Consider the following 14,499-nt stretch of genomic DNA (forward strand, 5'->3'; position numbering starts at 1 on the left):
CTAATCTTCGTGAGGTAAAGCGAACGTAAACGAGCGTTCTAGCCATAACGCGATAGCCAACAAACCGACGCACAATAACGCTAGGCCAGTAGCGTAGTGAACTAAGTCGGTACGGGGGACGTCTTCTATATAGCGTATGGTTTGCTGTTCTTGGGCATCGATTTGCGCTAAAGCAGTGGCTACGGCGGAGGGAGTTTCAGCCTCAAAAGCATGATAGGGGATACCAAGCGACTCAAAGAACAAATGCAGATGACGTTCTGGCATGGCTTGCGGAGTATCCCGGCGTCGGTCAGACGGACGCTCATAGATGCTGGGTGTGCCGCTGCTACGAATAAAAAGCCAATACAATTGAGTAGGTTGACGCAATAAGTTGTTGCGCAGTTGGTCTTGCACTTCACGGCTGATGACGCCTGCCCCATCCGAGACCAGTATGACTGCACGAGAGGTGAGAGGGTCTGGGTGTGTATAAAGCATGTTTAATGACAACAGCAATGCTCTGCCTATGTCAGTGTGGCTCAAGCCGGGGTGGTCGATGGCTTTGATCGCAGCCTGAATCGCTTCAGGCTTAGAGGTTAACGGAAGGATAGGCATCGGGGTGGTTGAAAAGGCCACTACCGCTATCTGATCTTTATCGCGTTCCTGAGCAAAATCACGTAGCAATAGCTTAGCTGCTTGGGCTTTGGATACATCGCTTGTTGAGCCAAGGTGGCCAAAAGACTCGTTCATACTTGAGCTACGATCAATCACTAAGGCTAAATGGGCTCCTTGGGCGATTTTTTCTACCTGGCCACCGGGTAAGTGTATGCCAGCTAAGGCAAGGCTTAATGCTAGTGCTGCCAAACTGCCTAAAAATCGTAGTCCGATATCCACCACGGATGAACCGCGGTCTTTGGGAAGACTGTTTAAATAAGGCGCAAGTGAAATGAGTCGGGGCCTTAAGCACCAAGGTAGTAGAGCTAGCAGCAAGCCGATATACACAGCACTAATATGGTCTACAGCGAAGGCAGGTAGTAAAGACATTTAAATGCGTTCCTTTCGTTCCGCTTGGCGCAGAGCTTTAGCGAGGTGCAATAGTTGCTGCCATGCCAGTTCAAGCTCGGTCTCAGAAAGTGGGTGGTCAGCATAAAATACCGCTTGAGAGTGCTGAAAAAGTACTTGAAGATCTGCTGCTAGAAAAGCGTAAGTGGGGTGATGCCGCAAAAAAAGTGGCAGGTCCTCTTGGAGTAGGGTGGCATTAGCATTAACCTGTCTTAAGGCTTGATGCAGATGACGCAAGGCTTGTTGGTAACGATGCATAGTGGGCTGTTCAGACAGGCGTTGAACCGCTCGATAGGCATGAGCGAAGGCTCGATGGCCACGGTGCTGAAAAGGCCAATAGCTGTAATGGCGGCACAGGAGCAAGCTCAAGACTAGTAGCACTAGAGTAAGCCAGACTATTTGTTGTTCCAAGGCAGCGAGACTAGGAGGGCTTAGCAGTCTATCGGCTTGCAGCACGGGCAGGCTGTCCGAGCTGGCTAGGGTAACAGGCCGCAATGGTGACATCGTAAAAGTCCACGCGGGAATAGTTAGCTGGCTAGGGTTGGCGTCGGAAGGGGATTGAAAAGTTAGAATAAAGCTGGGTGTTTCTCTAACACTAACATCCAGGGGGATGTAAAAGCTTTGATAGATGAGTTTCAGCACATAATAATAGTGCCCCTTGCGCTGCCTGCTGTTCAGCTCAACCGAACGCAGGGTAAGCCAATAGTTAAGGGGGCCTGGAGCAGGCAGTGAAGCCTCGATAAGAGCTTGATCCAAGGGCGTCTGTAGCACAAACTGGTGCTCAATCAAGTCGCCCGTGAGCCAAGCAATGGTTCTGGGTGTGCGTTGCTCAAGCAACTGGGGCCCGGCCAGACAGAGCCCGGTGATCAGTAACAAGCAACATCCAACTATGTATCGTAAAGCCCTCATGATTAGCGCTCCATAAGATGGCGGGCAAAAGCAGTGAGCCAGTCTGGCTGGGTGGGGCGAAACGGAGCAATGCCGTAACGTAGCAACAGCTTATTTAATGAGTGTTGACGTGCTGCTTGATCGGTGCGCCATTGCTGTAAAAGTTTGGGACGCATAAATAGCAATCTTTTTTGCCCTGATTCAGCGTCATGCCACAAACTTAAGCCCCACGAGGGGAAATGATCTAGGGGTTGGGTATCCATGACGATAGCAATCACGTCGTGGCGCCCCAGAGCCTGCAAGACTTGCTCGCAATACTGTGGTTCGAACATAAAGTCCGAAATAAGGAACACGATGCTGCGCCGCGCTCCCAAACGTTGGGCAGCTTGTAGTAAGGCTTGAGCACCTTGTGCTTGGGCAGGTGTTTGTTGCAAGTGCTGATAAATATGCTGCGCACTACGGGCACGAGCCCGTTGACCTGGGCCAGCCGATTGCAGCTCGATTTGAGAGCCACAGGCGTAAATGCTTAGGGCATCACCATTACTATATGCCGCATGACTTAAGGCTGTGCTTAGTACTTTGGCGACCGTAATGGGAGTGGGCTCGCCACCGGCTCGCATGGAAGCCGATACATCGATAAGAATATGCACTTGCACGGGAGTACGAGGCTCATAATCTTTAACATACCATTGACCGAATGGGTCACGTACGCTGCGGCGTAGATCAATTCTACGTATGTCTGGGTGGCGACTAAATGCTTGAAAGCCCTTGAAATTACCGCTGTCGCTATGCCCGGTGGCTCGATGAGCGCCATACAGCACACTATTGACGCGCCAACGTAGGGGGTAGCTCAAATCGACACCGCCCCTATACGATTTTTTGCCGTTCATGGTGTGGGGATATGCTGAAAAATTGTTTTACATAGACTAGGTAACAAGGTGTCTTGCTGCATGCTATAGAAGGGGTTAAGGAAAACACGGTGAGCGACCGTTTCGTAAAACACGGCGCGTATATCATCAGGCAATAATATGTTTCGCCCCTCCAGCCAGGCTCTTACTTTGGCGGCTCGCACTAACATGGCCATGCCTCTAGGGCTTGCACCTCCCATGATGAGTTCGTCCATATTGATACCTGCCAAGACGATACCTACTCGTTCCGGATACCGGATGGCTTCCCACAAACGCAACACATAGTCCTCAAGTAAAGGGCTGGCAACGACATGTTGCTGGATTTGCTCAGCGATGCGTCCCAACTGTGAAAAGTCGATACCACTATTCGGAAGGGAATGTATCAGCGCGTCTACATCGTGAAAGCGTGAATTGAAAATGAGTTGTTTACGAATTTCAGGCTCCTGGGGAGGCTCTACTCGTACTTCCATAAAAAAGCGGTCACGTGCAGCGGCAGGTAATTCGAACGTTTCCTCTTTTTCAACTTGGTTGCGGTCGGCAAATACCTGTAAATGAGGGAAGAAATAGTCCTGATTAAAAGCACTTAGGCTGCGCTCGGCCATCAGACGTAATAACAAAGCATGAACTTGTGGACGAGCGCGATTAATTTCATTAAAAAAGAAAACGCTTAGCTGTTCGCCTTGCTGTAATAAGGGGCCAGGCTTTACGGCTGGTTTGCCCGCCTCATCTAGGTAGGTGTAATACACCAGATCGGCAGGCATGAGGTCAATGGTGCCTTCTACTCGACTATAAGCGCCGCCTAGTACTTTAGCCATGGCGCGTAGTAAAAGAGTTTTTCCTAACCCGACATCCCCCTCTAGTAAGACATGGCCACGCGCAAAAATAGCAATGCACAATAGGCGTACGACGTGTTCTTGCCCTAACACCAGTTGGTTTAGCTGTTGCTCCATGGATAGAGCTTGTTGCCGCCACAGGGCCAGTTGATCCAGACTGGTGGTGCTCGTAGCTACCATAAGACGATTCCCTCTAGTCAGTGTATTTAAGACCAGGCGTAGGGCTACCTAGCGATACGCCTGGAAGAGCTGCAGCAACTAAGCAGCGCGCTTAGGAGGCTGGGATTTTCTTGACGTCATAGATAAATTTGCCGGTTTTTTTATAATGCTCGACACGCTGCTTGTTACGCGCCTCCATGGCTTGGATGCTTTCTTGCTGTTTAGCGAGTTCTTTGGGATCGTGTTTAGGGTCGTATTTGCTGCCTGCGATCTGTTCAGGATAGCCGGGCTTCGCTTGCCAGCAGTTGCCTGGCTCCTTACATTCAGTCCCGGTATACGCGCTGGCAGAGCCTGCGGCTAAAGAAAAAACGGAGACCGCGAGCATATTTCCGAAGCGGCGCCATAGTGTTTTTTTCGTCATGATGCTTCCTCCTGTGGTGTCCAATAAATGGAGCGATTATGTGCTTCTAAGGGCACTGTTTAGGTATGCAACAAAATTACTACTTAGATTCTTCTTTATAGGGTTGGAAGGTACTTCGTTGTTCGTCGGTGAGCCAAACCGCACTGTCTGGGTCACCGGTATAGAGATGGCGCACCCATGCCATGACATGCAAAATTTCATCTTGGGTGAGAAACTCATTCTGTGGCCCCATTTGGCGATCTGCTCCACCAAAAATGACCTCGAACAAACCCTTGTCGGTTTCTAGCTCATAATGCCAGCCGTCGTGGTTGAGGGCCGGGCCGATCTTGCCTTCGCCCAAGTAGCCATGGCAGCCTGAGCAGGCCGTGTTAAATATTGAACGCCCTTTTGGTAAGGCTTGCTGATCTTCGTTATAAGGGTTTTGCATGGTTTGTAAGAACTCTTTGACGGCAGGGGTGTCGCGCTCCTCTTCACGTCCAGTGTCTAGTTCTAGGGGCTGCCCCGACACGGCATTGATAAACATCTGTGCCGCCGCTGGTGTGCTGGCAAGCCCGCCTGCCATGATTAGGCCACTGAGCATGGACTTCCATCCCGTTAACTTCATAATGTGTTTCCTATTCGTATGCGTAAAAATAAGGTGAGCGTTTAGGAGTCGATGGGGAGCAAGGGAATCCCTTCCTCTTGTAGAATTTGATCAATCTTGGCTTGCGCCTTAGGCAGAGCTTGATTCAACGCATCCAGCAGCGCTGTATCGTCCTTGCGAACCGCCATAGACTCTGCGTAGACGAACTCAATGGTTTGATTGTTGTGGTCGGGGACGATGTCAGGCGGCAAGAGGACCATGTCTAACGGAACACTAGACGCTTTCACATAACGCGCTACTTCACTGCCAAAGGCCATGGCGCCATCGGCTTTGTTTTGCACTACGTCACTAATCATGCGTGAAGGGTCTACGCGTACGTATTGGTTACGAGGTTGTTTGAAATCAATCAATGAATACATATAGTTCATATTGTTTTCGAACTTGCCGATGGCCTTAAGCATCTCCACGGGCGGAGAACCTAAAGGAACGGCGATATTATTAAGTTTACTCAGGTTGTCATCATTCCAATCTTTGATGGTGATGTTTTTGTCTTTGCGTGTGACCAACACGTAGCTGGTGCGATAGTAGGGCTTGGTGGTCAGTACACGGGGGTCACCTGCGTCAAGGCCCATAACTACGTCACAGAGATTCTCGTCTAAGTAGTCGCGCACTAAGTAAATACCGGGGCGCTCACTGTAGACAAAAACCGGCTTGCGTCCCATGGCTTCAGCCATGACGACAGCAATCCGATTTTCAAAACCGAGGCCATCGTTTTGCGAGAAGGGAGCCTCATGCGTGGCGCAGATGCGTAGTTCTTCTTCAGGACCAGCATAGGCGCTAATAGATAAGCAGCTCATGGCCAAGGATAAGGCTGCGACGGCCCATTTTTCCGTGTGGCGGGTAGGCTGGAGAGAGCAGTGTTCACGGGTCATAATTGATTCCATACATCGTTGCGCTACTGCGCAATGAGTGTGATTGCGCAGTAGGTGATACTAAGAGTAGGTGGAGTACTTAGCTGTCTGGGTATTCAGCAAAAGTGATGTCTTCGGTGTAGGGAGACTTACCGTCCAATGAAAATACCATCACACCACCGCCCATTTGGGTGTAGTGCTGAATATTCTTAAAGGCACCTACTGAACCTAAACCGGCTGTCGGGTCATCTAAGTCAAACACCAGACCAACGCCAGGCCATCCGCCTACGCCATAGAATATGGCGACGTATTGCACACCATCTTGCTCAAAGGTCATGGGGTGACCAATTGCACCAGAAGGCAGTCTGTGCTTCCACACCAGTTCGCCTGTATCCGAATTACGCGCTTTCAAGAAGCCATCGAGGGTGCCGTAGAATACTAAGCCACCCGCTGTTGCCATGGTGCCGCCCCAGACGGAGAAGCGCTCCATTTTTTCCCAAGCAAAATCGCCCGTAATGGCGTCATACGCTTTCACTTGACCTAAGCCAACGAAATTCTGACGATCGCCTTTGGGACCTGGGTACATAGATAGCGTGGCGCCGACAAAGAACTGACCAGCACGGTAAGGCAGCATAAAGGGCTCCCAATCCATGCAGATATGGTTTAGTCCCATGAAGAACTTTTGACGTTTAGGATCGTAAGAGTCGTGTCCTTGGTTGTGGTAACCCATCGCTCCAGGGCAGATATCACGTGCTTTGTGGTCCATACGAGTGCCGTACTCGGGATCGCGCATGGGCAAACCGGTTTTTAAATCTACATGTTTGACCCAGTTGACCGTGTCATCCATTTTGTCAGCGGATACTAACTCACCTGTTTCGCGGTCTAGCGTGTAAATAATGCCGTTGCGATCGGGGTGGGTGAGCAGCTTGCGCATGTTGCCGTCTTTGTCTTTTTGCTCACTGAGCATCATGACGTTGACACCCGCATAGTCCCACTCATCGTGAGGGGTTTTTTGATAAGCAAACTTTGCTTGGCCTGTGTCCACATCGCGCCCCCAAATGGCCATCGTCCATTTGTTGTCGCCTGGACGCATGGTTTCGTTCCATGGAGCAGGATTACCACTGCCGAAATAAATCATGTTGGTGGAGGGATCGTAGGCGTACCATCCCCAGTTGGTGCCACCGCCAATTTTCCAGGCGTCACCTTCCCACGTAGACACTCCTAGACCACGTTGGCCGTACTGCGGCGTTTGATCATTAAAGTCGTCGGCTAATAAGATGTCTTCATCAGGGCCGGTAGCATAGGCGCGCCATACTTGCTCGCCCGTATGTACGTTGTATGCTGTCACATAACCGCGTACTCCTAACTCAGCGCCAGAGGAGCCGATAATAACGAGGTCTTTAACGACAAACGGAGCAATGGTTAATGTTGAACCGACTCGGTAATCCGAGTTTTCTATTTTCCAAACTTCTTCGCCCGTTTTAGCGTCTAGCGCGACCACGTGGCCGTCGAGCAAGGTTTTAAGAATCCGCGGTTCTGTCTTGTCGTCGCCAGGCCAATAGCCCAAACCACGGTTGACCACGTCACAACATGCTACAGAGCGCGCAGCAGCACTTTGCTTAGGTTTGTGGGACCACAGGATTTTGCCGGGCTCTTTTAAGTCTAACGCATAAGTATTATTCGGGAATGGCGAGTGTATATACATGACACCGTCCACTACCAAGGGCGTTCCTTCGTGACCGTTTAGTAGGCCCGTCGAAAAAGACCAAGAGGGGCGTAACTCTTTAACGTTATCAATGTTGATCTGATCCATCGGGCTATAGTTGGTAGCACTATAGTCCTTACCGGGTAACACCCAGTTATTGTTGGATTGCGATAGCTGAACTAGTTTGTCGTTGGCTTGGGCAGTAAAAGCACTAGCCCCCATGACGACAGCGAGCACAAGACGCTTCATCAGGTTGTCTCCATTATGGTTTTGTGACAAGTCTTTTGACCGTGGCAAGACCTACTGGCTTGCTCACAGCGTGCGTGCTCAAAGTGTGTTTTCTCGTGTCCTTGAACACATTATGTCGGTCAACTATTTATTATGCAAGTCCAAATAATTAAATGGAGTTAGGCGCAAGAGCCGCATTTTAAGCGGGTTTGAGTAAATTAAAAAAGAAAAGAAACTAAAAGTAACGGAGTTTTTCTCATCTTTGGAGCACTGTTGTTTCACGCATGGAGCGAAGTGATCCGTAGCCGTTACACACTGACTTGTGAATCAGTGAAAGTTATCGCTCAAACGCCGCTACGCTAGGGGTTGACCGCCTTGTATTAAGTGGCGCTGCATCTTAGACTTTGTGGCGGCATCAACTTGATAGGGCAATTGATCTGTAGCTTGTCGTTTACATGTGCACAGCGCATGCAGTATCCACTGCCCAGATATCATGAATTTGAATAATAGGAGTACGTCGATGTTGAAAACGAGAGCAGCGATAGCGTGGAAGGCAGGGGAGCCCCTGACTGTTGAGGATGTCAGCTTAGAGGGCCCCAAAGCGGGTGAGGTGTTGGTGGAAATTAAAGCCACTGGTATTTGTCACACTGATCTCTACACCTTATCAGGTGCTGATCCTGAAGGCCTGTTCCCGGCGATTTTAGGCCATGAGGGGGCGGGTGTCGTGCTGGAGACCGGACCTGGTGTTAGCAGTCTGCGTCCTGGCGACCATGTGATTCCTTTATATACACCTGAGTGTCGTCAATGTAAGTCGTGTTTGTCGCGTAAGACGAACTTGTGTACAGCCATTCGTGCTACACAGGGTAAAGGTTTGATGCCGGATGGTACCTCGCGTTTTAGTATAGACGGCAAACCTATCCACCATTACATGGGTACGTCCACCTTTGCTAACCACATTGTGGTGCCCGAAATAGCATTAGCAAAAATCCGTAACGATGCTCCGTTTGATAAGGTGTGCTATATCGGCTGTGGAGTCACGACAGGGTTGGGGGCCGTATTGTTTACGGCCAATGTCGAGGCGGGTGCGAACGTGGTGGTTTTTGGTTTGGGCGGCATTGGCTTGAACGTGATTCAAGGCGCCAAAATGGTGGGCGTCAATAAAATCATTGGGGTTGATTTGAATCCCGAACGTGAAGCCATGGCGCGTAAATTTGGTATGACCGATTTTGTGAACCCCAACGAGGTGGAAAACGTCGTCGATCACATTATTCAGCTTACCGATGGCGGCGCTGACTATAGCTTTGAGTGCGTGGGTAATACCAAGGTGATGCGTCAGGCGCTAGAGTGCTGCCACCGCGGTTGGGGGCAGTCCATCATTATTGGTGTTGCCGAAGCCGGGGCCGAGATTCAAACTCGTCCTTTCCAGTTGGTGACAGGCCGTGTCTGGAAAGGCTCCGCTTTTGGTGGCGCCCGTGGGCGTACCGATGTACCTAAAATCGTCGATTGGTACATGGAAGGTAAGATCAATATTGACGATTTGATTACTCATCATCTGCCCCTAGAACGTATTAACGAGGGGTTTGAACTCATGAACCGAGGTGAGTCGATTCGTTCTGTCGTAGTTTATTGATATCGCTAATCTTTTTTTGGCTTGCCAGCACAGTGTGTTGGCAAGCTTTTTTTTGTCTGATATATGTTGAGCGTAGAGCGATGATAGGTTTACACCAGTAAGACATGGGTTACTATCTTGCGTTGATTACGCGATTGCGTCGACGTAAGTCCGTAGTGAGAGCGTTGTTTTTCGAGTTTTTGCCGAGAATGTATGTCTGATACCGGTTCTGAACAAGCGCCTATTATTACCACTGAGCGTCGTTTTGCTCAGCTCCCATTGCTGTCTACATTACGGCACTATACGTTCGGCGATGCGCGTGCGGATGCGCTGGCCGGTTTGTCAGTGGCTGCGATTCAGATTCCTACTGCGATCGCCTATGCAAATTTGGCGGGGTTTCCCCCGCTCATAGGTTTATATGTCTGCATCTTGCCACTCATTGTGTATGCCTTTTTAGGTTCATCGCGACAGCTAGTCTTAGGCCCGGATTCAGCTACGTGCGCCATGATCGCAGCGGCTCTTGCACCATTGGCCATAGCAGGTACTGAGCACTATATTGAGCTGTCCGTGGTGCTGACTGTGATGGTGGGTGTGTTTACGATACTGGGGGGAATACTGCGCTTAGGGTTTATTGCTGACTTTTTATCCCGTCCTATTTTGGTAGGATTCATGAATGGGGTTGCCTTAGCGATTCTGGCGGGTCAGCTTAGTAAAGTAATGGGCGTCACCATAGAAGCGAAGGTGTTTTTTCCGATTGTCTGGGAGGCAGGACAAAAGCTTGGCGAAATGCATTGGCCAACGGTTTTGGTTAGTGTTGGCACCTTTCTGATAACGGGTTTATTGCTCTGGCGTCTACCTCGCTGGCCTTCTCCTTTACTGGCTATAGTGGCGCTGAGCGCGGTCAGTTGGGCTTTTAAGGTAGAGCATTACGGCGTGGAGTTAGTGGGCGAAGTGGCAGGGGGCTTACCCAGTTTGCAACTGCCTAAGGTCAGTTATGCGGAAACTCGAAGCCTATTTGGCGATGCATTGGCAATTAGCTTAGTGAGTTTTTGTTCTGCCATGTTAACCGCTCGCAGCTTTGCCGCACGTAATCACTATCGTATCTATCCGAATCAAGACATGATTGCTATTGGCCTGGCAAACGTTTCTGCAGGACTGAGCGGAGGTTTCGCTATTAGCGGCGCCGATTCCCGTACCGCTATTAATAATATGGTGGGCGGTAAAACTTCTCTGGTCAATCTCAGTACGGCTTTTTATGTCTTTATCGTAGTTCTGCTATTTTCTGATGCCTTAGCGTGGATTCCGGCCGCTGCACTAGGCGCCGTATTGATTCAAGCCGCCATCAAGATGATTGACCTAAGCGCGTTACGGCATCTGTATAAGGTCAGCCCTTCGGAGTTGCGGATCTGCTTGTTAACCTCTTTAGGAGTGTTAACGCTAGGCGTGTTGCAAGGGATTTTGCTCGCCGTATTGCTTGCCTTAGTTAACCAACTGCGTACGGTAGCTAGGCCACGAGATGCAGTGTTAGGGCAGGTTCCGCAAGGCGGGCGTTTATTTAATATCGCGCATGCGCCTCTAGCACGACCTTTATCTGGGGTGCTGGTGTATCGCTTTGATGCTTCTTTGTTATTTTTTAATAGCGACTACTTTCAGCAACGCCTCAAAGAGCTTATTGTGGAAAGTGGTGAACCTATAAAAGCCATTGTATTAGATGCGCAAGCATGTGCTAATTTAGACGTAACAGGGGCGCTGTGCTTAGCCCAATTACAGGCTGAGTTTCACGCGCAAGGCGTACGTTTTTGTGTGGCGGCTATACATGGTCAGTTTCGAGAGCTGTTTGAGCGCTGCGATTTGCGTACGACATTTGGCGCAGAGAATATTTTCAGTACCTCTTTAGAAGCCGTAGAGCATTTACGTTTTACGTTTGAAGACTCAGCATCACCTTAACCAAACTAGCGCTACATAATGTTCTGTAGTTATCTCATTGTTTTATGGGGCTTTTAAGGCAAGTCATGATGTTAGCCTTTACTCTTGACGACGTCACTCACCCTGACGCACGAGATTAAACGGCTAAATGCCATTTTATTGTAAAAGTACAGGGTAAAATAATAGCCTTAATGATAAGGATATGCTTTATGCGACGTAGCTCACTGTATGTAACGGCCTGCCTAGTAGTTTTAGGGGCATGTACCGCCCAAGAAAAACACGTTGTCAAGGAACTGGAAGACTTGCCCGGTATTACCTGTGATTTCGGTGACAATAATGAAGTTAACGCTACGAACTGTCATCCTGATCAACTCGGTCCAACCGATCCAGGAGCGTAAATTCATCGTTACAGTGCTGAAAAACGCTAACGAACACACTGTCATAAGGACCTGTCATGCGTCGTGTTGTAATGTTAAGCCTCGTAAGTGTATTGTTGGGTTGTTCCACTCAACATGCGCCGTTGGCGGTGCAGTCTGATGTCGACCTTAAAAAGTATGTAGGGAGCTGGTATGAGCAGGCTCGTCTACCCAACAAGTTTCAAAATAGTTGTGTTAGTGACGTACGGGCCGACTATGTGTTGTTAGCTGATGAGCGCCTTGGTGTCACCAATCAGTGTAAAAACCGCGAGGCAAAAGTTGATCAGGCACAGGCGGTTGGGCGCCTGAACCAATCTGTTTCGCCCGTCAGTAATGCTAAGCTACAGGTGCGCTTTGCGCCTGCTTGGCTGTCTTGGCTACCAGCGGTATGGGGTGACTACTGGATTATGAAAATCGAGGGCGATTATCAGTACTCGTTAGTGGGTACACCTAATCGCGAATATCTTTGGGTGTTGTCACGCCAGCCACAGGCTGATAAAAAACGCGTGCAAGATTTACTCGACTACGCCCAAAGCCAAGGCTTCGATGTGCAAAAGGTTATCCCTACCTTACAGACTGAAGCTAATTAGCCCATCTGATAGGCCAATGTGATGAATGCTTGGTCGTTTGATGGACTAGTAACAAGCAAGGGTGAACACGATAGCGGTCAGCCTAGAAAAACAATAATGACGCTTATTTTATGCAGGCGATGTTACTGAGCCAGTGACAGAGAATAATGTGTGCCTAGTGTTAAACAAGGCGCTAAATTAGGTGTGGGTATGTGGAATTGTTTGTTAATCGAAGACGACAAAGAAAATGCACGCTATTTAGTGAATGGCTTGAGTGAGTTAGGGTATACCGTGATGGTCAGTCATGACGGGGTGCAGGGCCTAGACAACGCCATGAAAGATATCTGGGATGTGATTATTTTGGATCGCATGCTGCCCGACAATGTGGATGGCTTATCCATTCTGTTTACCTTACGTGCTCTGGGCAAAAAAGTGCCTGTGCTGGTGTTAAGTGCCTTATCTGGAGTAGACGATAAGGTTGATGGGTTGAAGGCGGGGGGCGACGATTATCTTATTAAGCCCTTTTCTTTCCAGGAGCTGGCGGCCAGACTGCAGGCCTTAATTCGTCGTAGTCAAGACATGACAGAGCTCAAGAATTTGCAAGTGGCCGATCTGGTCATGAATGTAGCCAGTCAAAAGGTCACAAGGGCAGAGCAAATTCTAGATTTACAGCCACGAGAAATTAAGCTCTTGGCCTATCTAATGATGAATTCTCATAAAATCGTCACGCGTACCATGCTGCTAGAGGTAGTTTGGGGGTATAGCTTTGACCCACAATCGAACGTGATTGATGTGTTGGTGAGCCGTTTGCGACGCAAAATTGCTCGCGAGGGGGCACGAGATTTATTACACACGGTGCGTGGTAGGGGTTATGTGCTAACCGATAAAGATACCGTTGATGGCGTGACCATAAAACACAGTGATGATTGAGCGTATTAAACGTCTTTGGGACTCTACCTCGTTTAGATTAACGTTGAATTACAGTGCCTTAGCTATATTTACGACCCTGTTCTTGATCGGCTTTTTCTATGTGCAGGTCTTTGGTGCGCTGCGCAGCGAATATATACGTCAAGTCAACTCTACTATGCAAAGGCTGAGTATTGCGTACGAGCGAGGGGGGCGCGAGGGCGTTTTACGCATTACTGAACTCATCTTTTCGGATCGAGTGGACTCCGGCCAAGAGGTTTTTCTGTTTTTGGATGAGCAAGGAAAAGTGCTCGCAGGTAACCTCAGGGAAGTCCCCGATATTTCTACTATAAAAAATAATCAGATTCAGAAGCTGCCAATCAAGTACGGCAGCAAATGGACAGATGGCCAAGTGAGAGTGAGTTACTTACCGGGCGGGGAAACACTGATCGTGGGGCAGGAGCTTGGACGTCTCGCTGATTTAAATATGCTCATTGCTAGGGTTTTATTGGCGTCGCTTATTCTGGCCTTGGTTTTAGTAATATTGGGCGCCTATGTGTTCAGTAATGAGCTAAGGGTACGTGTGGGTAGAATCCGTACCTTAACCGATCAAGTTGGCAAAGGGCATATCTCCAAACGCATACAAGCCCCCAGTAATGATGTCTTTGGTCTGATTCATGACGATATTAATCGGATGCTGGACAAGATAGAAAGTCTCATGAAAGGGGTGCGGCATGTGTCCGACACCGTTGCGCATAATATTCGTACACCATTAACCCGCGTCATTGGGCGATTGCGAGAGGCGGAGCATGTGCCCGACACGCCTGTTATGGTGCAGGATGCGCATCAGGGAGCGATAACAGAGCTCGAAAGCTTAAGTGTTTTATTGGGTAAACTCTTACAAATATCCGAACTGGATGCCGGCGTTTCTAGAAAACAATTTAAAGCCTGCCGCTTAGGTCTTATAGCGCACGATGTCTATGAGCTGTATTTACCTTTTTCGGAAGAAAAGGGCTTGCTCTTGCACGCCAATGTGGATCCAACCGTGTGTTTGCAGGGCGATAGTGATTTGTTGGCCAGTGCTTTAGCAAATTTGCTTGAAAATGCGCTGAAGTTTGCTCAGTCCTCGGTCACCATCGAGGTTAAGTATTCGCCTTCTGGCCAAGCGTGCTTGTCGGTTACGGATGATGGCCCTGGAGTTGCGGAGAGTGAATATCCTAACTTGGGACAATACTTTTACCGTTTGGATACGCACCATTTGGGCTCAGGTTTGGGCTTAACGAGTGTGAAAAGTATCGTGCAAGTGCATGGGGGACAACTCATATTTACGAATAACCAACCCGGTTTACAGGTCACCATGGTTTTGCCACGCTAAAAATAAATATCGATTGCCATGAGA

At 49.2% G+C, this 14,499-nt stretch carries 14 protein-coding genes; 6 read left to right on the top strand and 8 right to left on the bottom strand.

Translation table 11 applies throughout. From position 1 onward, the window contains the following. From OSH01_RS10220 to OSH01_RS10255, 8 genes are all read right to left on the bottom strand, one after another. Entirely contained in the window at positions 1-1,020 is a 1,020-nt protein-coding gene (locus tag OSH01_RS10220; protein WP_266124001.1) for a vWA domain-containing protein, read from the bottom strand. After that, a complete protein-coding gene (locus tag OSH01_RS10225; RefSeq protein ID WP_266124002.1) occupies positions 1,021-1,947 on the bottom strand; it encodes a hypothetical protein in 927 nt (308 codons plus the stop codon). Positions 1,948-1,949: 2 nt separating this feature from the next. Then, on the bottom strand, positions 1,950-2,816 hold the full coding sequence (locus tag OSH01_RS10230; protein WP_266124003.1) for a DUF58 domain-containing protein: 867 nt from the start codon (positions 2,814-2,816) through the stop codon (positions 1,950-1,952). Further along, positions 2,813-3,847 carry an AAA family ATPase gene (locus OSH01_RS10235; protein WP_266124004.1) on the bottom strand — a complete coding sequence of 345 codons (1,035 nt, stop codon included), beginning with the start codon at positions 3,845-3,847 and terminating at the stop codon, positions 2,813-2,815. The genes OSH01_RS10230 and OSH01_RS10235 overlap by 4 nt, the downstream gene beginning before the upstream one ends. A gap of 91 nt (positions 3,848-3,938) precedes the next feature. Then, on the bottom strand, positions 3,939-4,247 hold the full coding sequence (locus OSH01_RS10240; protein WP_266124005.1) for a methanol dehydrogenase [cytochrome c] subunit: 309 nt from the start codon (positions 4,245-4,247) through the stop codon (positions 3,939-3,941). 79 nt (positions 4,248-4,326) lie between these two features. Beyond that, positions 4,327-4,851: a cytochrome c(L), periplasmic gene (gene moxG / locus OSH01_RS10245; protein WP_266124006.1), complete on the bottom strand. Its 525-nt coding sequence runs from the start codon at positions 4,849-4,851 to the stop codon at positions 4,327-4,329. Between the two features lie 41 nt (positions 4,852-4,892). Then, a complete protein-coding gene (gene moxJ / locus OSH01_RS10250) occupies positions 4,893-5,762 on the bottom strand; it encodes a methanol oxidation system protein MoxJ (RefSeq protein ID WP_266124007.1) in 870 nt (289 codons plus the stop codon). Between the two features lie 79 nt (positions 5,763-5,841). Then, positions 5,842-7,695, bottom strand: coding sequence for a methanol/ethanol family PQQ-dependent dehydrogenase (locus OSH01_RS10255; protein ID WP_266124008.1), 1,854 nt, complete (start codon positions 7,693-7,695; stop codon positions 5,842-5,844). A 502-nt stretch (positions 7,696-8,197) separates the two neighbouring features. On the opposite strand from OSH01_RS10255, the gene OSH01_RS10260 reads away from it, so the two are divergent. From OSH01_RS10260 to OSH01_RS10285, 6 genes are all read left to right on the top strand, one after another. Then, entirely contained in the window at positions 8,198-9,304 is a 1,107-nt protein-coding gene (locus OSH01_RS10260) for an S-(hydroxymethyl)glutathione dehydrogenase/class III alcohol dehydrogenase (RefSeq protein ID WP_266124198.1), read from the top strand. A 192-nt stretch (positions 9,305-9,496) separates the two neighbouring features. Next, on the top strand, positions 9,497-11,230 hold the full coding sequence (locus tag OSH01_RS10265; RefSeq protein ID WP_266124009.1) for a SulP family inorganic anion transporter: 1,734 nt from the start codon (positions 9,497-9,499) through the stop codon (positions 11,228-11,230). A 188-nt stretch (positions 11,231-11,418) separates the two neighbouring features. Further along, entirely contained in the window at positions 11,419-11,607 is a 189-nt protein-coding gene (locus OSH01_RS10270) for a hypothetical protein (protein WP_266124010.1), read from the top strand. Between the two features lie 56 nt (positions 11,608-11,663). After that, positions 11,664-12,215, top strand: coding sequence for a lipocalin family protein (locus tag OSH01_RS10275; protein WP_266124011.1), 552 nt, complete (start codon positions 11,664-11,666; stop codon positions 12,213-12,215). A gap of 189 nt (positions 12,216-12,404) precedes the next feature. Then, complete coding sequence (locus OSH01_RS10280) at positions 12,405-13,124, top strand: response regulator transcription factor (protein WP_266124199.1); 720 nt, start codon at positions 12,405-12,407, stop codon at positions 13,122-13,124. Further along, the gene (locus tag OSH01_RS10285) at positions 13,117-14,475 is read left to right on the top strand and encodes a sensor histidine kinase (RefSeq protein ID WP_266124012.1); all 1,359 of its coding nucleotides are present in this window, start codon (positions 13,117-13,119) and stop codon (positions 14,473-14,475) included. The genes OSH01_RS10280 and OSH01_RS10285 overlap by 8 nt, the downstream gene beginning before the upstream one ends. Positions 14,476-14,499 lie beyond the last annotated feature (24 nt).

It is taken from the genome of Alcaligenes endophyticus (assembly GCF_026344035.1).
Classification (GTDB): domain Bacteria; phylum Pseudomonadota; class Gammaproteobacteria; order Burkholderiales; family Burkholderiaceae_B; genus Alcaligenes; species Alcaligenes endophyticus.